The sequence below is a fragment of the Streptomyces sp. MB09-02B genome (genome assembly GCF_033794485.1).
Lineage (GTDB): Bacteria > Actinomycetota > Actinomycetes > Streptomycetales > Streptomycetaceae > Streptomyces.
In genome coordinates, this window is the sequence record NZ_JARGEE010000004.1 from 47,655 (window position 1) to 66,700 (window position 19,046).

Annotated in this window: 13 protein-coding genes; 9 read left to right on the plus strand and 4 right to left on the minus strand. The window is 70.0% G+C overall.

The features are described from left to right. Positions 1-47: 47 nt before the first annotated feature. A complete protein-coding gene (locus P1P70_RS01505) occupies positions 48-1,559 on the minus strand; it encodes an ABC transporter substrate-binding protein (protein WP_319233883.1) in 1,512 nt (503 codons plus the stop codon). Between the two features lie 521 nt (positions 1,560-2,080). Between P1P70_RS01505 and P1P70_RS01510 the strand changes: the two genes are divergently transcribed. Then, positions 2,081-2,548 carry a hypothetical protein gene (locus P1P70_RS01510; protein WP_319233885.1) on the plus strand — a complete coding sequence of 156 codons (468 nt, stop codon included), beginning with the start codon at positions 2,081-2,083 and terminating at the stop codon, positions 2,546-2,548. A 294-nt stretch (positions 2,549-2,842) separates the two neighbouring features. Here the strand turns inward: P1P70_RS01510 and P1P70_RS01515 are convergent, their stop codons facing one another. Continuing rightward, the gene (locus P1P70_RS01515) at positions 2,843-3,916 is read right to left on the minus strand and encodes a LacI family DNA-binding transcriptional regulator (RefSeq protein WP_319233887.1); all 1,074 of its coding nucleotides are present in this window, start codon (positions 3,914-3,916) and stop codon (positions 2,843-2,845) included. Between the two features lie 167 nt (positions 3,917-4,083). Here P1P70_RS01515 and P1P70_RS01520 point away from each other — a divergent pair, with 167 nt between their 5' ends. The 5 genes from P1P70_RS01520 (at position 4,084) to P1P70_RS01540 (ending at position 12,542) form a co-directional block, all read left to right on the plus strand. Beyond that, positions 4,084-5,130 (plus strand): LacI family DNA-binding transcriptional regulator, encoded by a 1,047-nt coding sequence (locus P1P70_RS01520; protein WP_319233889.1) that lies wholly within the window; start codon positions 4,084-4,086, stop codon positions 5,128-5,130. Between the two features lie 467 nt (positions 5,131-5,597). Continuing rightward, the gene (locus P1P70_RS01525; RefSeq protein WP_319233891.1) at positions 5,598-8,411 is read left to right on the plus strand and encodes a glycoside hydrolase family 78 protein; all 2,814 of its coding nucleotides are present in this window, start codon (positions 5,598-5,600) and stop codon (positions 8,409-8,411) included. Positions 8,412-8,442: 31 nt separating this feature from the next. Further along, positions 8,443-10,842 (plus strand): glycoside hydrolase family 3 N-terminal domain-containing protein, encoded by a 2,400-nt coding sequence (locus P1P70_RS01530; protein ID WP_319233893.1) that lies wholly within the window; start codon positions 8,443-8,445, stop codon positions 10,840-10,842. Then, the gene (locus P1P70_RS01535; protein ID WP_319233895.1) at positions 10,835-11,893 is read left to right on the plus strand and encodes a family 43 glycosylhydrolase; all 1,059 of its coding nucleotides are present in this window, start codon (positions 10,835-10,837) and stop codon (positions 11,891-11,893) included. The genes P1P70_RS01530 and P1P70_RS01535 overlap by 8 nt, the downstream gene beginning before the upstream one ends. Before the next feature lie 25 nt (positions 11,894-11,918). Beyond that, positions 11,919-12,542, plus strand: coding sequence for an NAD(P)-dependent oxidoreductase (locus P1P70_RS01540; protein WP_319233930.1), 624 nt, complete (start codon positions 11,919-11,921; stop codon positions 12,540-12,542). 124 nt (positions 12,543-12,666) lie between these two features. Here P1P70_RS01540 and P1P70_RS01545 read toward each other — a convergent pair whose 3' ends face one another. Continuing rightward, positions 12,667-14,421 carry a DUF5605 domain-containing protein gene (locus P1P70_RS01545; RefSeq protein WP_319233896.1) on the minus strand — a complete coding sequence of 585 codons (1,755 nt, stop codon included), beginning with the start codon at positions 14,419-14,421 and terminating at the stop codon, positions 12,667-12,669. 74 nt (positions 14,422-14,495) lie between these two features. After that, positions 14,496-15,485 carry a sugar phosphate isomerase/epimerase family protein gene (locus P1P70_RS01550; protein WP_319233898.1) on the minus strand — a complete coding sequence of 330 codons (990 nt, stop codon included), beginning with the start codon at positions 15,483-15,485 and terminating at the stop codon, positions 14,496-14,498. A gap of 166 nt (positions 15,486-15,651) precedes the next feature. Here P1P70_RS01550 and P1P70_RS01555 point away from each other — a divergent pair, with 166 nt between their 5' ends. The 3 genes from P1P70_RS01555 to P1P70_RS01565 are packed head-to-tail and all read left to right on the plus strand — an operon-like array spanning position 15,652 to position 19,042. Beyond that, on the plus strand, positions 15,652-16,533 hold the full coding sequence (locus tag P1P70_RS01555; protein ID WP_319233899.1) for a transketolase: 882 nt from the start codon (positions 15,652-15,654) through the stop codon (positions 16,531-16,533). After that, a complete protein-coding gene (locus P1P70_RS01560) occupies positions 16,530-17,546 on the plus strand; it encodes a transketolase family protein (protein WP_319233901.1) in 1,017 nt (338 codons plus the stop codon). The genes P1P70_RS01555 and P1P70_RS01560 overlap by 4 nt, the downstream gene beginning before the upstream one ends. Next, positions 17,543-19,042: an FGGY family carbohydrate kinase gene (locus P1P70_RS01565; RefSeq protein WP_319233903.1), complete on the plus strand. Its 1,500-nt coding sequence runs from the start codon at positions 17,543-17,545 to the stop codon at positions 19,040-19,042. The genes P1P70_RS01560 and P1P70_RS01565 overlap by 4 nt, the downstream gene beginning before the upstream one ends. Positions 19,043-19,046: the final 4 nt, after the last annotated feature.

The window sequence follows — 19,046 nt, forward strand, 5'->3', positions numbered from 1 at the left end:
CCTCTTCGGGTTCTGTTCGGCCGCTTCGGGCTGTAACGGGGTGTCGATCACTTGAAGTCGCGCAGGATCGGGTGCGCGTCGTTCGGGTCGGTGGACTGGGGGATCTTGATGCTGTCGGCGTACGCGTAGAAGACCTGCGGGTTGACCAGCGGGACGTACCACGCGTTGTCCAGGACGTACTTGCCGATGGCCTGCTGAGCAGCCTTCGACTCACTGCTGCTGCCGGTGACGATGGTCTTCCAGTACTTCTCGACCGTGGCGTCGGGCTGGTGGGAGACGTTCCAGTAGCCGGCCGGGATGACGCCGATGGAGATGTCCTGCACGGAATCGGCGATAGCCCCGACCGTCCACATCGGGGCCGGGTAGTCACCGCTGAGCAGCTTGGTGATGGCGTCGGCGCCGGTGAGGGTCTTGGTCTCCACCTTGATGTTCAGTTCGGCGAGCTGCTGGGTGACGTACGGCAGCAGCACCGTCCACGCCTGGCCCTCCATGGTGGGCAGAGTGAGGGCGAACCCCTTTTCCTGACCGGCCTCCTTCATCAGCTTCTTGGCTTCGGCAACGTTGTACGGGTACGGGTCACTGCCCTTCACGTAGGCCGCGCCCTGCTTGTTGAAGTACTGGTAGGTCGGCGAGGCCAGGCCCTTGTAGAGCTTCTTGGCGATGAGGTCTCGGTCGAAGACCATGTTCATGGCCTTGCGCACGCGGATGTCCTTGAGGGCCGGGATCTTCTTGCCTTCGTGGTCGGTGAGCATCATCGCGGTGACGCCCGACTCGATCGCCATCACGTTGACGTTCGGCGTCTTCTTGGCCTCGTTGTAGGTGTCGGCCGTGACGACCGTGCCGTCGATCTGTCCCGTCTTCAGCGCGCTCAGGGCGGCGGTGGCGCTGCTCAGGACGCGCAGTTCAAGGATCTTGTACGGGTACTTCTTGGCGTCGTAGAAGTCCGGGTTCTTCCTGAGAACGTAGACCGAGCCGGCGGTGGACGCCTTGGCGTCGTAGGTGTACGGGCCCGAGCCGACCGGGGCGGTGTTCCTGCTCTTGGAGGCGAGGTACTTCGCCGAGACGAGCTTGACGGCGCAGATCCGGGTGCTCATCAGGGGCTGTGCGTCGGGCCAGGTGATGGTGGCGGTCCGCGAGTCGGGGATGTCGAACTTGATGCCGCCGTAGCGGTCCGAGGCCGTCTTGGCCAGCGGCGCGAAGGATTCCTTCACCGTTTGGGCGGTGACCGGGGTGCCGTCGGAGAACTTCATGCCCGACCGCAGGTGAGCGGTGAAGGACTTCTTGTCAGCGCTGATCTCCCAGCTCGTCGCGGCGGCCGGCGCGAGGCTCCCGTCCTTGTTGCACTGCGCCAGGTTGTCGTAGGCCGCCTCGTACCCCCACGCCTGGTAGGGGGGCGCGGTGGACGGGTCCCAGCCGGTCATGTCGGCGGTCAGGCCGAGGACCAGCTTGTCCTTGCCGGTGCCGCCCGAGCCCGCATCGCCGCCGTTGCTGCTGGACTGACCCGTGCAGGCGGTGAGCAGGAGAGCCGCCGCGGCCAGCGGAGCAACGGTCTTGGTCACGAGAGGAAGTGTGCGTCTCATTGATGACCCCTTAGGGCAAAGTGATGCGAGAAGGGTAGCTGTGGAGGAAGTAGACACCGCACAGCGTGTGCAACGTTTTACGAACGGGACCGTAACTCTGGCCACCTCGAGCGTCAATAGACTGCGCAGGGCGAGACGTCACGTTTCGGGAACGAGGACGCGCTCCCCTGGTGCGCTCCGAACCGGCGCGCACCTCGGGTTTCGTGACGCGCGGACGCACGAAAACCCCCGCCATACAGCCCGCCGACACCGGGCGGAATGCGGGGAAAAGGTACCTTGCCGGGGTCTCCACAGCGGCCCTGGGGCTCTCCTGATGGATCTCCGTGGGAGAAGGAGCGGCGTCCGGCGCGTGCGCTCGGCGTGCGGCGTGAGTACGTGCCGGACGCCGCGACGCCGCGGAGATCCGTCAACAGAGCCCTGGTAGTCGCCGAGGATGGCGGCGATCCGGGCTTCCAGGTCGGCAGGGGGGGCCGAAGCTCTCCGGCGGAACCAGTGCCTGGGTGATGGACCAGGCCGGGGCGTCGAGATACGGCCTGACCTTGCCCGCGGCCTCTGCCTCGCCCTGCGGCGTGACACCGGTGGCCACGGCCGCCGCGACGATCGCCGGCCAGCGCCGGGCGCGGCACCTGGCCCCACAGTCCCTGCTCGGGCACCCCATCACGGTAGGCGGTGCCGGTCAGGGGCGTCGGGGAGACCCCGTCGTCCGCGACGGCCGCTTGGACCCGCTCGAACCCACGCCAGCCGATCCGCCCCGAGACCGCCCGCAGGTGCAGCGTGTACGTGCCGGGCGGGAGGGGCGGGTCGAAGGCGAGGAAGTGGGTGAAGCGATCCCACACGGCGATGTGGCCGGTGCCGACGGTGGTGCAGGCGAGCGATTTCCCACCTTCGTCGCACAGCTCGATGTCGGCCACCGGGTTCTCCCCGTCCTGCCGCACCGCGCCCAGATTGACGGCGGTGACCGGGCCTGACGCGGTGAAGGACTGCGCGAGCGCGTGTCCTGGTTCGGCCCAGGCGATGTGGTCACCGTCGATCGCCCGCTGAACTCGCTGCTCGGGCGGTACGGGCCTGGCGATCCACTGGACGGTCCAGTGCGGGGGGGCTTTGGTCGCGGGGGCTGTGCGGCGCGTGGGTCACGGCTTCCTCAAGGATGTAGACACATGACGTGCAACGTTTCACGTTCACGGCTAGGAAGGCGCCCACACCCGTGTCAACGAAGGCGGTGATACTCCCGGGGCGGTTTCCCGAAGGCTCCCGGCGCCCGCTCAGGGCTCCACAGACTGCGGGGCCGCCACCGTGGAGCGGGACTCGAGCCGTGGCGCGATGACGTAGTGCACGGGTCTCTTGCGGCCCTGGATGCGCTCGAGCAGCAGTCGGGCGCTCACCGATCCGGTCAGCGGCCCCGACTGGTCCACCGTGGTCAAGGAGATCCGCCCGATGCGACTGGGCATGATGTTGTCGTAGCCCACGATCGACACGTCACCGGGGACGGACAGGCCTCGCTCCTCGGCCGCGCGCAGGACGCCCAGCGCGGCGACGTCGGCACCGGCCAGGATCGCGGTCGGCGGTTCGGCGCGGGCGAACAGCTGCTGGGCGGCCTCATGTCCGCCTTCCTCGCTGTACGACGTGACGACGACCTCGGGTTCCAGGTCGCGGCGGCGCATCTCCGTCTCGTAGCCACGCCGACGCGCCGTGTGGGAGAGCATGAACGGCTCACGGAACGGGCCGTCGGGCATCGCGGTGTGGACGATTCGCCGATGGCCGAGCGCGGCCAGGTGGTCGACGAGCAGGGCCGCGCCCAACCGGTCGTCGTTGATCACCGTGTCGAAGTTCCCCGGGGCTCCGTGCAGGGCGACGGCCACGACCGGGATCCGGACGGCCAGTTCCTCGATCCACGCCACCTCGAGCCAGGGCGCGACCAGGACCAGACCGTCGACATGGCGGTCCACCAACGCCTCTATGGCCCTGCGCTGTGTCTCGGGCTCGACGCCACCCAGCGCGATGATCTCCTGGAAGGGCGTGTCACCCAGTTCCCGGCTCACGCCATGGGCGACTTCCGTGGGGAACGGCGAGGAGAGGTCCGGAAGCACCATGCCCACCGTGAACGTGCTGCCGCGCATCGCCCTCGCCCCGGCGTGCGGACGATAACCAAGCCGCTCGATCGCCGAGTTGACACGCTCCCGCATGTCCGCGCTCACGCCGTAGGCGTCGCGCACCACCTTGGAGACGGCGGACACGGAGACACCCGCCTCGCGCGCCACATCCTGCATCGTGGCTCGCCGAGTGCGGGCCGACGCCTGGGCCCGCGTGCTGGAGACCCCGCCCCTCGCAGTGCTCATGAGACGCATCCTAAGCGAGTGTTGGCGAACGTTCTACCAGCCGGACCCCTTCGCGCGGGTGCGGAACCTGGCCGTCTTCATCAGGAGCACGAACGGGCGCGGGTGCGCGTCGCGGTCCTCCGACGTCGCATTCCCGTACGACAGCGGGCTGAAATAGGATGCCGCGCATGACCGACGTGCAGCCGGGACGCAAGCAGGCGCCGGCCCGCGCCACGATCAAGGACGTGGCGCGGGAAGCCGGCGTCTCGATCTCGGCCGTCTCCAAGGTCCTGCGCGACGCGTACGGCGTCAGTCCGGAGATGCGCGAGAAGGTCACCGCGGCGATCACCCGCCTCGACTACCGGCCGCACGCCGGGGCACGGGCCATGCGCGGTAAATCCTTCACCGTCGGTATCGTTTTGACCGACCTGTCCTCGCCGTTCCAGACCGAGGTCGCCCAGTCGATCAGTTCGGCTCTGGGTGAAGGCCCCTTCCAAGAGATCATCGCGATCGGCGGAACCGAGCCGGCGCGGCAGCGCCACTGTGTGGAAGCGCTGGTGGACCGCCAGGTCGACGGGCTCGTCCTGATCGCCCCCTGGGCGGAGGTGGACTGGCTGGAGCAGCTCGGTGACCGCATCCCGACGGTCGCGGTGGCCCTGCACGGCGCTCCCGAGCACGTGGACACCGTGACCAACGACGACCGTCTCGGCGCCGCGCTCATGGTGGACCGCCTGGTGAAACTCGGCCACCGTCGCATCGCGCACACGGCGATGCCCGACGGCCCGTTCCAGGAGCCCTATGTGCTCTCGCACACCGCCCGCCGGCACGGCTACGAGAAGGCCATGCGGCGCCACGGTCTCAAGCCGGACGTCGTCGTGACCTCGTACTCGGAAGTCGGTGGCCACGAGGCCGCGACCGAACTTCTCGCGCGACGGCAACCGCCGACCGCGATCTTCGCCGGCGCCGACATGGCGGCCCTCGGAGTGCTGCGGGCCGCGGCGGACAAGGGCCTCAGTGTCCCCGACGACGTGACGGTCGTCGGCTACGACGACATCTTCGCCGCCCGCATCAGCCGCGTCTCACTGACGACGGTCGACCAGTCCGGCGAGCTCACCGGCTCCGTCAGTGCACAGCTCCTCCTCGAACGCATCAAGGGACGCGGCAAGTCCGTGCACTACGTCATCGCACCTCGCGTGGTGGAACGCGACACGGCTGCGGCACCCTCCGTATCCTGACGGCCACACGGCGATCGCGCTCCACCGGCCGAGCCCATCCCCCTCTTGACCGGCGCCCAAGTCTTGACACTCCATGAGGCGGGTTCTTGACCTCCTCGTCGCGTAGGACGTTGCACGGCGCGTCTGACGCGGCCGGTTCTGCCCGGCCACCAAGCCCTGAGAACCCTGAGACCTGCAAGGTCCTGGCAGCCGTCCCCTGCGTGCCTCGTTTCGAGCATCGCCCCCCGTCAGCAGAGCTGGTGTGGATGAGCGCCTACAAGCGCCGCCTTTGCCGACTGCCCCATCGATCGACGTCCTCCCTCGTCCTTGACACGTGGGAGCAGTGGTCCCTACGCTGCCCGCGTAGAACGTTATACGACACCGGCCCGCCACACAGCGCTCAGCACCGCGCGCGGGCGTTCCTGGGCAAGGCCACGAAGCCTGCTCCAGGCCCGGTCACCGACTGCCCTAAAAGTCTGGAGACTTGCATGGCCGTGGCAGCCGCTCCCCACGCACCCCACTTCGAGCACCTCACCGACCCCTCCCCCCTGCGGGGCATCGGAACGGGCTCGCCCCGACTTTCCTGGACGACCCCGCACGCGGACACGGACTACTGGCAGACCGCCTACGAGGTGGAGATCCTGCGCGGCGGACGCGCCGAGCACTACCGGGTGCACAGCGCCGAACAGGTGCTGGTGCCCTGGCCCGCCGCTCCGCTGAGATCCCGTGAGTTCGCCTCGGTCCGCGTGCGCGTGGCCCATGACTCCGACTGGAGCGAGTGGAGCGAGCGTTCCGTCGTGGAGGCCGGACTGCTCGACGCCGCCGACTGGTCCGCGGCCTTCGTCAGCCCGGTGGCCGTCGGCGGCCTGCGGATGCCGGCGCCCGTGCTGCACGGGTCCCTGCACGTGCCGGGCGAGGTCCGCAGGGCCCGCCTCTACGCCACCGCGCACGGCCTGTACACCGCCACCCTCAACGGTCACCGCGTCGGCGACCAGGTCCTCGCACCGGGCTGGACCGCGTACGAACACCGGCTGCGCTACCAGACGTACGACGTCACGGACCTGGTGCGCGAGGGCGACAACGAGCTGGACGTGCTGCTGGGCAACGGCTGGTACCGCGGACGCCTGGGCTTCAACGCCGAACGCGCCCTGTACGGCGACCGGCTGGCCCTGCTGGCGCAGTTGGAGGTCACCACCGCCGACGGTCAGGTGCACGTCCTCGCCACCGACGGCACCTGGACCGCGCGGGAGAGCGAGGTGCTCGCCGACGACCTCTACGACGGCCAGCGCACCGACCTGCGACGGCGCGACGCACGCTGGCACACGACCGCCGACGCCGTGGAGGTGGTGCCGGGCGACCTCGGGCGCCTCGTCGCACCGGAGGGGCCGCCCGTCCGTGTCAGTTGTCTCCTCCCCGCCGAGAAGGTGTGGACGTCACCCACCGGCCGCACCCTGGTCGACTTCGGTCAGAACGCGGTGGGCTGGGTGCGGTTGCGCGTGCGCGGTCTGGCATCCGGCACCGAGGTCGTCGTCCGGCACGCGGAAGTCCTGGAGAACGGTGAACTCGCCACTCTCCCCCTGCGTTCGGCCGAGGCGACCGACACCTACCTCGTCAGCGGCGCCAGCGAGGAGACCCTGGAGCCCTCCCTCACCTTCCACGGCTTCCGGTACGCGGAGGTGTCGGGCGTGCCCGGTCTGCGCGCGGAGGACGTGGACGCCGTGGTGATCGGCTCCGACCTGCGCCGCAAGGGCTGGTTCAGCTCCTCCCACGCCCTGCTGAACCGCTTCCACGAGAACGTGGTGTGGAGCATGCGCGGAAACTTCGTCGACATCCCCACGGACTGCCCCCAGCGCGACGAACGGCTCGGCTGGACCGGGGACATCCAGGTCTTCGCGCCCACGGCCATGTTCCTGTTCGACAGCGCGGGTTTCCTCAGCTCGTGGCTCGCGGACCTGGCCGCCGAACAACAGCCGGACGGGTCGGTGCCGTACGTGGTGCCCGATGTGATCCGTTCGCCCTCGCCCGCCGCGACGGCCTGGGGCGACGCCGCCGCTCTGGTCCCCTGGACGCTCTACCAGCGCACCGGTGACCGGGGGCTCCTGGAGCGTCAACTGCCCAGCATGCGCGCCTGGGTCGACCATGTGGCGGGGCTCGCCGGCCCCGACCGCCTCTGGGCGGGAGGCTTCCAGTTCGGCGACTGGCTCGACCCGACGGCTCCTGCCGAGGACGCCGCCCGCGCCAAGGCGGACCCGGACGTGGTGGCCACCGCGCACCTGGCCCGTTCGGCGGAGGTCGTGGCCGAGGCCGCGCGCGTGCTCGGCCGCACGGCCGAGGCCGACCGGTACGCCGCCCTGGCGGACGAGGTACGTACGGCGTTCGCCCACGCGTACGTCACCCGGACCGGCCGGATCCTCTCCGACGCCCCGACGGTGTACGCCCTCGCCGTCCAGTGGGCCCTGCTGCCCGGCGCCGAGCAACGCACACACGCCGGGCGGAGGCTGGCCGACCTGGTGCGGGCGAACGCGTTCCGGATCAGCACCGGCTTCGTGGGAACGCCGCTGGTGACCGACGCGCTGGTCGCCACCGGACACGTCGACGTCGCCTACCGCCTGCTGTTGCAGACCCAGTGCCCGTCCTGGCTCTACCCGGTGACGATGGGCGCCACGACCGTCTGGGAGCGCTGGGACAGCATGCTGCCCGACGGCAGCGTCAACTCCGACGGGATGACGTCGTTCAACCACTACGCGCTCGGCGCCGTCGCGGACTGGCTCCACCGCACCGTCGCCGGACTGGCCCCCGCCGCGCCCGGATACCGCGAGATCCTCGTCCGGCCGCTCCCCTCCGCCGACCTGACGTCGGCGTCGGCCCGGCACATCACTCCGTACGGCGAGGCGCATGTCGCCTGGGAAAGGTCGGCGGGGACATTCCGCCTGAACGTGCGCGTCCCGGTCGGTGCCACCGCCCACGTGCACCTGCCCGGAGCCGACGAGCCCCTGACCGTCGGACACGGTGACCACCGTTGGGACGTGCCCGATCCGATGGCCTCCGGCACGGGGTCCGGCACGGTGGCCACGGTCCGCGACCTGCTCGACGACGCGGGCATCTGGTCCCAGGTCGTGGCGTCGGCCGTCGACACCGGCGTCGTCCCGGGCGGCGAACCGGACATCGCCTCCCGCCTCGCCCCGTACCTCGACGCGCCGGTGGCCGTGGTCCCGAAGGCCCTCGCGCCGCACGAGGTCAATGCCGCGACCAGGGCACTGGAACAGCGGCTGGACGCGATCCTCGGTCTGCGCACCGCCTGACACCGATCCGCACCACAGGAAGAACACCCACATGTCCAGCAACGATCACCGTGACGTACGCCTGCCCGCCGGCGAACGCGCCACCCTGCTGCTGCGGGAGCTGACGGTCGAGGAGAAGTGCCACCAACTCGTCTCCGTCATGCCGTGGACCCTGGTCCGCGCCGACGGTTCGGACTCCGACGAGGCCGAACACTGGCTGCGGAACCCGCCGGGGCATGTCGCGCAGCTCATCACCGACGACCCCGCGAAGCTCGCGCAGCTTGTCGGCAGCATGCAGCGGCAGGCCGTCGAGCGGACCCGGCTCGGCATCCCCATCCTGTTCCACCAGGAGGCGCTCAGCGGGTTCCTCGCCGGCGGACACATGTCCTTCCCGACCGGTACGGGCCTGGCCGCGGCCTGGAGCCCGGATCTGGTCCAGGAGATGACCGAACTGATCCGCCGCCAGATGATCCGCACCGGCATGCGGCACGCTCTGTCCCCCGTGATGGACGTGGCGCTCGACCCCCGCTGGGGCCGGGTGCACGAGACCTACGGCGAGGACCCGTACCTGGCCGCCGCCCTCGCCGTCGCCTTCACCCGCGGGCTGCAGGGCGACGATCTGAGCCAAGGTGTACTCGCCACCGGCAAGCACTTCCTCGGCTACGCCCTGCCGGTCGGTGGCGTCAACACCTCGGCGTACGAAGGGGGCGCACGGCAGACGAGGGACCTTTTCGCCTACCCCTTCGAGGCCGCGATCCAGCTCGCCGGCCTGCGGTCGGTGATGAACAGCTACGGAGACGTGGACGGCATCCCCGTGGGCGCCTCGCGCGAGGTGCTCACCGACCTGCTGCGCGGGGTCCTCGGCTTCGACGGCTTCGTGTCGTCGGACTACATGACCCTGGACCAGCTGGTCGAGCGCCAGCGGGTGGCGGACACCCCCGCGGAGGCCGCCTGCCTCGCGATCGCGGCCGGACTCGACGTAGAGATGCCCAAGCCGTACGGCTACGGCCAGGTGCTCGCCGAGGAGGTCGGGCGGGGCAACGCGGACCTCGCCGACGTCGACACCAGCGTGTGGCGGGTGCTGCGGGCCAAGTTCGAGCTCGGGCTGTTCGAGAATCCGTATCCGGCGGAGCGCATCGACGTGGCGGCCGTCGCGGCCGAGGGCACGGAGTTGTCGCGGGAGCTGGCCCGGCGGTCGGTGGTCCTCGCCAAGAACGACGGGATCCTCCCCCTGGCCGGCGGGGTGAAGGTCGCCGTGGTCGGTCCGCACGCGGACGCGGCGAAGCTCCAGTTCGCGACCTATACCTACGCGGCGTGGCGGGAGGCGACGGATGCCGTGCTGAGCGGGGAGCTCGGCAACATGCTCGGCTCCGACGACGTCACCGACCCCTGGTACAAGGCTCTCGTGACACCCACCGATCCCGAACAGCTGGTCCACGACCGGTTCGGCGCCCGCTCGATCGCGGAGGAGATGTCCGACTTCGCCGGGCAGGTGCGGACCGAGCAGGGCAGCACGCTGACCCGGTCGCTTGGGGACGACTCGGTCGCACGGGCGGTGGAGATCGCCCAGGACGCGGACGTGGTGGTGCTCGCCCTCGGCGGCGCGAGTCTGTGGTTCACCGGGGAGCGCACCGAGGGAGAGGCCAGCGACACGGCGGACATCTCGCTGCCGGCCGCGCAGACGCGGCTCGCGGAAGCCATCGCCGCCACCGGCAAGCCCCTGGTGGTCGTCCTGGTACAGGGCCGCGCCTACGCGTTGCCCGAGGTGATCCGGGACGCTCCGGCGATCGTCATGGCGTCCTACGGGGGCCCGTTCGGGCCGAAGGCGATCGCCGAGGTCCTCTTCGGCGCGACGAACCCCAGCGGCAAGCTGCCCTACAGCATCCCCCGGCACTCCGGGCAGGTCCCGGTTTACCACCACCAGAAGGCCGGCTCCGGCTACCGCAACCCGCTGCCCCCGAGCGTCGACAGGCACTATCTCGACCTGGAGGCCACGCCGCTCTACCCCTTCGCGCACGGCCTGAGCTACACCGACTTCGCTCTCGGCGACCTGTCGCACGACGCGCAGGCCGACACCGACGGGACGGTCCGGATCACCGCCACGGTCACCAACACGGGCCCGGTGACGGGTGCCACCGTCGTCCAGCTCTATGTCCGCGTGAACAGCAAGGGTGGTGTCACCCGGCCCGCGCAGCAACTGGCGGGCTTCCACCGGATCGAGGTGGAACCGGGCGCCTCCCACCGCGTCACCTTCAGCGTCGCCGCCTCCCAGCTGGGCCACACCAACGCCGTCCGTGCGTTCGCGGTCGAACCAGCGCGCGTCGACTTCTTCCTCGGCTTCGACTCCGACGACCGGCGGCTCGCAGGCTCCTTCGACCTGGTGGGTGAGGAGCGTGAACTCGTCAGCGCCCAGCGGGCCTTCCTCTCCGAGACGGTGACCGAACGTGCCTGAGACGTACGACTCCATCCGCCCGGGCCGGACCTGGCTCGACACCGACGGCAAGCGGATCCAGGCGCACGGCGGCTCCGTGCTGTACGAGTACGGCACCTACTACTGGTACGGCGAGAACAAGGAGTACTCCAAGCCGGGCAGCGACATCTGGACCTGGGGCATCCGCTGCTACTCGTCGACGGACCTCTACAACTGGGAGGACCGCGGGCTGATCATCCCCCCGGTCCCCGACGACCCCGCGTCGCCCCTGCACCCGTCACAGTGCGTCGACCGGCCGCACATCGTCCGCCATCCGCGTACGGGCAAGTACGTGTGCTGGATCAAGATCATGGACAAGGACGGCGGTCAGCGCTCCACGGTCCTCACCGCCGACTCCCTTCTCGGCCCCTACGAGATCGTCCGCACCGGGATCCGTCCGCTCAGCATGGACGCCGGCGATTTCGACCTGGTCGTCGACCCCGTGGACGGCAAGGGCTACTACTACTTCGAGCGCGTGCACAGCGAGCTCGTCTGCGCCGACCTCACCGAGGAGTACACCGACGTCACCGGCTACTACTCGACGCACTTCCCCCACCCGCACCCCCCGATGGTGCGCGAGGCGCCCGCGTACTTCCGGCGCGACAGCAGGCACTACCTGATCACCTCCGGTACGTCGGGCTACTTCCCGAACCGCTCCGAGGTGGCGGTGGCGGACACCTACCACGGGCCGTACACCGTCCTCGGGGACCCGCACCCCTCGGACGCGAGCGGCACGTCGTTCCGGTCCCAGATCAGCTCCGTCTTCAGGCATCCGACGCACCCGGACCTCTACATCGCGATCGCCGACCGCTGGCTGCCCCATCTGTCGGAGGAAGAGTCCGACCAGACCGAGGCGTTCCACCGGTACTTCGGCGAGAGGGAGAGCGGCGGGACGGAGGTGTCCCTCCCGCCGCAGGAGTTCGACACGTCGGTCGCCGACCATGTCTGGCTTCCGCTGCGTTTCGACGGGGACATGCCGGTGATCGAATGGCTCGACGAGTGGCGGATCGAGGACACGGTTCATCTCACCTGACACCTCACCTGACATCAAGCTGCCGATCTCGGAGGCGACGAGGACTGCTCCTGTCGGGGAGTACGGGATCCGGAAGGACCGGATCGCACGGATGCTGAAGGACGAGACCGCTTCGGGGGGCCTGGTGACCACGTCACTGCACCCCGGGCACATCGTCGGCCCCGGCTGGCATCCGGTCGGTCCGCTGGGGAACATCGACCCCACGGTCTGGTACACGCTCTCGGCCGGGCAGCCGTTGCGGATTCCGGGAGTCGGTGTCGAGTCGATGCATCACGTGCACGCGGACCATGTCGCACAAGCCTTTGAGCGAGCCGTCGAGCACCGGGACGCGGCGGCGGGAGAGGACTTCAACGTCGTCGCCCCCACCGCGTTGAACGTGCGTGGCTACGCGCACACAGCAGCCGGTTGGTTCGGGCAGACCGCGTCGCTCGAACCGGTGACCTGGGAGCAGTTCCGCCAGACCACGCCCCCGGACCACGCGGAGGTGAGCTGGGAACACCTCTACCGCAGCCACTGCCTCACGATCGAGAAGGCCAGGACCCTCCTCGACTACGCCCCGCGCTACGAACCCGAGACCGCCGTGCTCGAATCCGTCCGCTGGTTGATCGCGCACGACGAACTGAAGGTTGCACGCCCGCTCGTCGACTGACGGAAATCGCTGACAGAAACACTGACGGGAATCGGTGATCACGGCAGATCGCGGAATCCTTGCCGAACAGAGGGGGGCCGGCCGCCAGGCCGGCCCCCCTCTGAGGTGTTCCCGGAGAGCAGGCTCAGTCCTCCACTGCCCTCAGCCGCACCGCGATGTACGGCCGGCCGGGCAGCGGCAGTGTGAACTCCCCTTCGTACGTGCCGGGAAGCTCGGTGACCGTCATGTTCCACGTGTCGAGGACGTCTGCCCGGTAACGGACACCGGGGCGAAGCAGGAAGGTCCGTCGGCGGGGCTGGCCGGTGCCGAAGTAGGCGAGCAGGTGGCGCCCCTCGACGCCACCGAACGGGAAGTCGAAGGGCGACGGGAGCGGCTGGATACCGGGCGCGTCGGCCGGGAGTTCTTCGAGTACGCCGCGCAGGAATCCCATGCGCGCCGCGCTCTCACCCTTGAGAGCACCACCCTTGGCCCACCACAGCACGTCGTCCTCGGCCAGCCAGCATTCTCCATGGGTGACGTATCCACCCCGGACCACGCCCTCCCAGCAGCGGCGGACCAGTTCCTGAGGCGTGAGGTTCCCCCAGCCCTGTTCGATGTCGCCCTCGTAGCCCAGTTCGTCGAGCACCACCGGCTTCCCCCAGCGGGTACGCCAGTCCGCCGTCCCCGCGGGGGGCTTCTGGATGCTGCAGTGTGTGACCCACTCGGCGTCGTTGTCCCAGATCTCGATGCAGTCGTGCACGCTGATCAAGTGTCCGTGCGGGTCGTGCGCGCGGATCGCGGCCGCGATCCGGTGCCAGTCCTCGGTGTTCTTGGACCACACCAGGTCGTACTCGTTGGCCAGCGACCACCACACGTTGGGCAGCGCGGCGAGCCGGGAGACCAGGTAGCGCACATAACGTTCGTCGGCGGCCGGGCTCATGTCGGAGAAGCCCCAGCGGTCGTACGGATGGAAGAGGATGAGGTCGGCCTCGATGCCGAGTTCGCCGAGCTGGGCGATCCGCTGTTCCAGGTGCCGGAAGTAGGCGGGGTTCGGCCGGCGGAAGTCCCAGCCTGACTGGGGTGAACCCTCGAAGGGGTACAGGGGCGGTTCGTTGGTGTTGAAGATGTACGACTTCGGGAAGACGCACATCCGGATCTTGTTGAAGGGGGCGTCGGCGAGGGTCCGGAGGGTCTGCTCCTCCAGTTCGGCGCCCTGGTGGGTCCAGGCGTAGGCAGTGGTCCCGACCGGGAAGTAGCGGGTGCCGTCGGTGTGGCTGAAGTGGAATCGTTCGTGGACCCGCACAGGCCCGTGGTCGTGCGGGTGGGCCGGGCCGCAGTGCAGGGTGCCGGTGATCGAGTCCAGGGAGCGGGCGTTGCTCGCGGTGCGGAAGGTCCAGGTCCCCTCCTCGTCCGGCAGGAATCGGACGCGGTAGATGCCCGCTCCGTCGTAGAAGCCGTGCGCGGTCAGCGTGCGGTCCCCGTGGCGGAACTCCGCCCGGAGTTCGACGTCCGTGAAGGGGTTTCCGTGCTCGGGCCCGTGCAGCTCCAGCTCGAACGGCCGCCACCGCGCCGCGGCTTCCTGTCGCACGCACCGGGCGCTGCCGATGGGCACCTCGGCCGACTCGTAATCGGGAGACGGGACGACGTCCGTCTCGACGGCCGGGGACGTCGGTTCGACGACCGTCTCGGGGACGATGGCCAGTTCGGCGTAGAGGGCGGCCTGGGCTTCGGGGTCGGTCCGCAGCCGCTCGATGAAGAAGGAGAGCTGCCGCAGCGTTCCGTATCTGAACTGGACCGTCGTCAGCTCGTCGTCGAGACGGGGCACGTGCTTGCGCACCACGGCTTCGGCCTGCTTGTCGCGCAGGACGTCGCCGAGGACGGATTCGGGGCCGTAGGGCATTCCTGATTCCTTGGGAACGTGGGGTTGTACGGAGGAGACGAGGGGTGTGACGACCGGCCGGCTGTCGGGCCGTGTCAGCCGAGCAGGGCCGTGCGGACGATGCGCTGGACGGCCATGGCATCGTGTGCGGACTGTGCGGCGCGCAGTTCGGGCAGCGGCAGACGGGCCGCCTTGTCCTCCAGCGCGCGCAGGGTGGCGACGGATTCACGGACGGCGTCCGCCGGGTCCTCGCGGTAGGGGAAGAGGTCCAGTTTCAGCGGCTGGTCCCAGCCGATCTGCCGGACCACGTGCAGGAACTCCAGGGTCTCCACGAGGTGGAGTGCTCCGGCGGTCAGATCGTCGTCCCACTCCCGGTAGTTGTCGTCCAGCTCGATGTCGACGAGACGGCCCATGGAGTGGGCGAGGGTGAGGACTTCGGCGGGATTCTCCTTGGCGAAGAGCGAGTGGCCGAAGTCCACGACCAGTCCGACGTTGTCCACGCGCATCTGTTCGATGGCGAGCAGGCTGGTGGCGGCCGTCGACCAGAAGAGACGGTTGCGGGGCTCCTTGAGCTTGTACTCGATGGCGAAGGTGACGTCGGGGAAGTTCCGGGCGACGTCCCGGATGCCCTCGATGGCGTGGCGGCGCAGTTCGGCGTAGTCGACCTGGAAGGGGTAGTCGTAACCGTCCTGGCCGGGCCAGAACTTCACGTAGCGGGCTCCGAGTCGCCCCGCCACCTCGACCGATTCGTGGGCGAGTTCGACGGCACGCCGGCGTGCGGAGGCGTCGGCACTGGTGAACGAGCCGCTGCGGAAGCCACGGTCGTAGATCACCGGCGTGATGTTGACCGCCGTCAGGCCGTGCGCGGTGAGGGCCTTGCCGACGTCGTCGACGGTCACGCCCTCGTCGAAGGGGTAGTTGAGGTCCAGACCGACCAACTGGCCCGACGCGGCGGCCAGTTCGATGGCTCGCAGGGTCGGTACGGTCGGCCCGTAGCCGTCGGTGGCATAGCGGTCGATGATGCGGCCGAAGGTCCACATACCGCCGGTGAATGTGCGGTCGACGGGGCCCGTCTCAGGCTTCATGCCAGACCTCCTGAATTTTTATTCACTTAGTTTCCTCTCGGCTGACCGGACGCTAGGTCGGCACTCGACCGGCTGTCAAGGCTTCCAACAGGGGGTTGACGGCCACGGCGGGCGCCCTCCACCATCCGGGTGTAATAGATATCAATCACTGAATGGATATTCACAGATGTTGACCGCTGATCCGGGTGCAGCCGCGGAGTACCGCCGACTACGGCGCTCCCTCCCGTCCGAGCACCCCCGCGAGACCGTCGAGCGACTGCGCGCCATGTCCGCGGAGATTCGCCTCATGGTTCTCGACATGATCGACAAGGCGGGGATGGGGCACATCGGCGGCGACTTCTCCGTCACCGACATCCTCGCCACACTCTTCGGAGCGGTCGTCGACGTCGATCCGGAGCACCCCGACGCACCCGGACGCGACCGGTTCATCCTGAGCAAGGGCCACTCCGCCGCGGCCCTCTACGCCACGCTCGCCCATTGCGGATACTTCCCGCGCTCGGAACTCGCCGGCTTCACCACCGCCGCGTCCGCGCTGAACGGGCACCCCAACCGCCGCAAGGTGCCCGGCGTGGAGACCAACACCGGCCCGCTCGGCCACGGCCTTCCCGTCGCGGTGGGCTGCGCTCTCGGCGCCCGTCTGCGGGGGGACGACAGCCGGACCGTGGTCGTCCTCGGTGACGGGGAACTGCAGGAGGGCAGCAACTGGGAGGCGGCGATGACCGCCGGTCACCAGGGGCTGGCAGGGCTGTACGCCGTCGTCGACCGGAACCGGCTCCAGCAGGGAGCCCGGACGGAGGAGACCGTCGGCCTCGACCCCCTGGCGGAGAAGTGGGCCGCCTTCCGCTGGGAGGTGCGCGAGGCGGACGGCCACGACCACGCGGCGCTGCTCGCCGCCTTCGCCCCCTCGACGAGCGGACGGCCCGTCGCCGTCATCGCCCACACCGTCAAGGGCAAGGGCGTCTCCTTCATCGAGGACCGCGCCGAATGGCACCACAAGGTGCCGGACCAGGACCAGGTGCGCGCCGCCGTCGAGGAGCTGACCCGATGACCGAGACCACGTCCCCGGCGAAGACGGCCGACCCGACGACCGGAACCGTCGCCCACCCACTCGCCCACGCGCCTGCCTACGACTGCCGACAGGCCTTCGCCGAGGAGCTCATCGCGCTCGCCCGCGAGGACAGCCGTGTGGTCGTCGTGTGCAACGACTCGGTGGGCTCCAGCAACCTCTCCGGATTCCGGGACGAGTTCCCCGACCGCCTGATCAACGTCGGTATCGCGGAGCAGAACATGGTGGGTGTCGGGGCGGGCCTCGCCAACGCGGGCTACATACCGTTCGTCTCCGCGGCCGGCCCCTTCCTGACCGGTCGCGCGCTGGAGCAGATCAAGGCCGACTGCGCCTACAGCGGGCACAAGGTGATCCTGTGCGGCCAGAGCCCCGGCATGGCGTACGGCGAACTCGGCCCCACGCACCACTCGGTGGAGGACCTGTCCTGGCTCCGCGCGGTCGCCGACCTCACCGTGGTCGTGCCCACCGACCGCGCCCAGACCCGCGCCGCCGTGCGCTGGGCCCACTCCCACGACGGACCCAGCTATCTCCGCGTCCCCCGGTTCAAGGTTCCCGACGTGACCCCGCCCGACGCCCCCTTCGCGCCGGGGCGCGCGCTGACCCTGCGGGCGGGAAGCGACGTCGCCCTCGTGGCGATCGGCACGATGGTCCCGCGCGCGCTGATCGCCGCCTACCGGCTGGCCGCCGAAGGCATCTCGGCCCGGGTGCTCAACACCCCCTTCGTCGACCCCCTCGACGAGACCGCGATCCTGCGGGCCGCCGCCGAGACCCGGGCCATCGTCACGGCGGAGGAGGCCACCGTCAGCGGCGGCCTCGGCGCGGCCGTCGCCTCGCTCACCGGCCAGCACTCCCCCGTCCCACTGCGGCTGCTGGGGGTCTCCGGCTTCGCACCGACCGGCAGCCCCGAAGGACTGCTGGAGCACTTCGGACTGACCGCCGGCGCCATGCACCGTGCCGCGCGCGAGGCCCTCGGTCTGCCATCCTCGGCGTCATGACGCCCGCTCCACTCCTCCTCGCCGTCGACCAGGGGACCTCCGCGACCAAGGCCCTGCTGATCGACGGCTCCGGCTCCGTCGTGGGCTCGGCGTCCGTGCCGATCGGCGCGGCGCATCCGCACCCCGGCTGGGTGGAGCAGTCCGCCGAGGAGATCTGGCACAGCGTGACCCGAGCCGTCGAGGCGTGCCTGGCCGGACGGGACGGCACACAGGTGGCCGGCATCGGCGTGTCCGGTCAGCGGGAGTCGTGCCTGCTCTGGGAACGGGCCACCGGACGGCCGCTCGGGCCGGTGCTCGGCTGGCAGGACCGCCGTACGGCACCGGCCTGCGCCAAGCTGCTGGCCGAGGGACTGGGCCCGCTCGTCCGCACGACCACCGGCCTTCCCCTGGACCCGATGTTCAGCGCCCTGAAGGCGCAGTGGCTCCTCGACACGTACGACCCGGACCGCACCCGTTCCCGGCGCGGCGAGCTGTGCCTGGGCACTGTCGACTCCTGGCTGCTGTGGCGGCTGAGCGGGCACACCAGCCACCTCATCGAGATCGGCAACGCCTCCCGCACCCAGCTTCTCGACGTGCGCACCCGGCACTGGGACGAACGGCTCCTGGACGTCTTCGGCGTCCCCCGTGAGGTGCTGCCCGGGATCGTGGCCTCGACGGGTCCCTTCCCGGCCGCCCGAGGTCTGCCCTCGGTGACGGACGGCACCCCGGTCGGCGCGGTCCTGGGTGACTCCCACGCCGCCCTGTACGGCCACGGCGTCTTCGCGCCCGGGAGCGTGAAGGTGACGTACGGCACGGGCTCGTCCGTCATGGGGCTGATCGACACCCCCGCACAGGCGGAACACTCATCCCTCTGCCTGACCATCGCCTGGGACGACGGCACACCCGCCTACGCCCTGGAGGGAAACATCCGCTCCTCCGGCGCCACACTGCGCTGGCTCGCCGGCCTGTTCGGCACCGACGAGGCCGACCTCGCCGCAAGGGCCGCGCCGGATGCCGCGGGCGTGCACCTGGTCCCGGCCTTCGGTGGGCTCGGCGCGCCCTGGTGGGACAACGAGGCCGCCGGGCTCGTCTCCGGACTCACCTTCGCGGCGGGCCTGCCCGAGCTCGCCCGGGCCGCCCTCGAATCGATCGCGTTCCAGGTCGAGGACGTCGTGGCCGGGCTCGACGCTCCGGGCACCCCGGTCGCCACCCTGCTCGCGGACGGTGGCCCCACCGACAACACGACGCTCATGCAACTGCAGGCGGACATCTCGGGGCGCACCCTGCGGCGCCCCCGCGCGCGGGCCATGTCCGCCCTGGGCGCGGCACACCTCGCGGGGTGCTCCCTCGGGCTGTTCACCAAGGAGTACCTGATCGCTACGACAAGTGCGGCGGACGTCTACCGCCCCCAGTGGTCGCCCGGGCGGCGCACCCGCAGTCTGGGTGCCTGGCACGAAGCGGTGTCACGGGCAAGGACGACGTCCACGGCAGCGTCGGACCCGGAGATATCGTCATGACGGC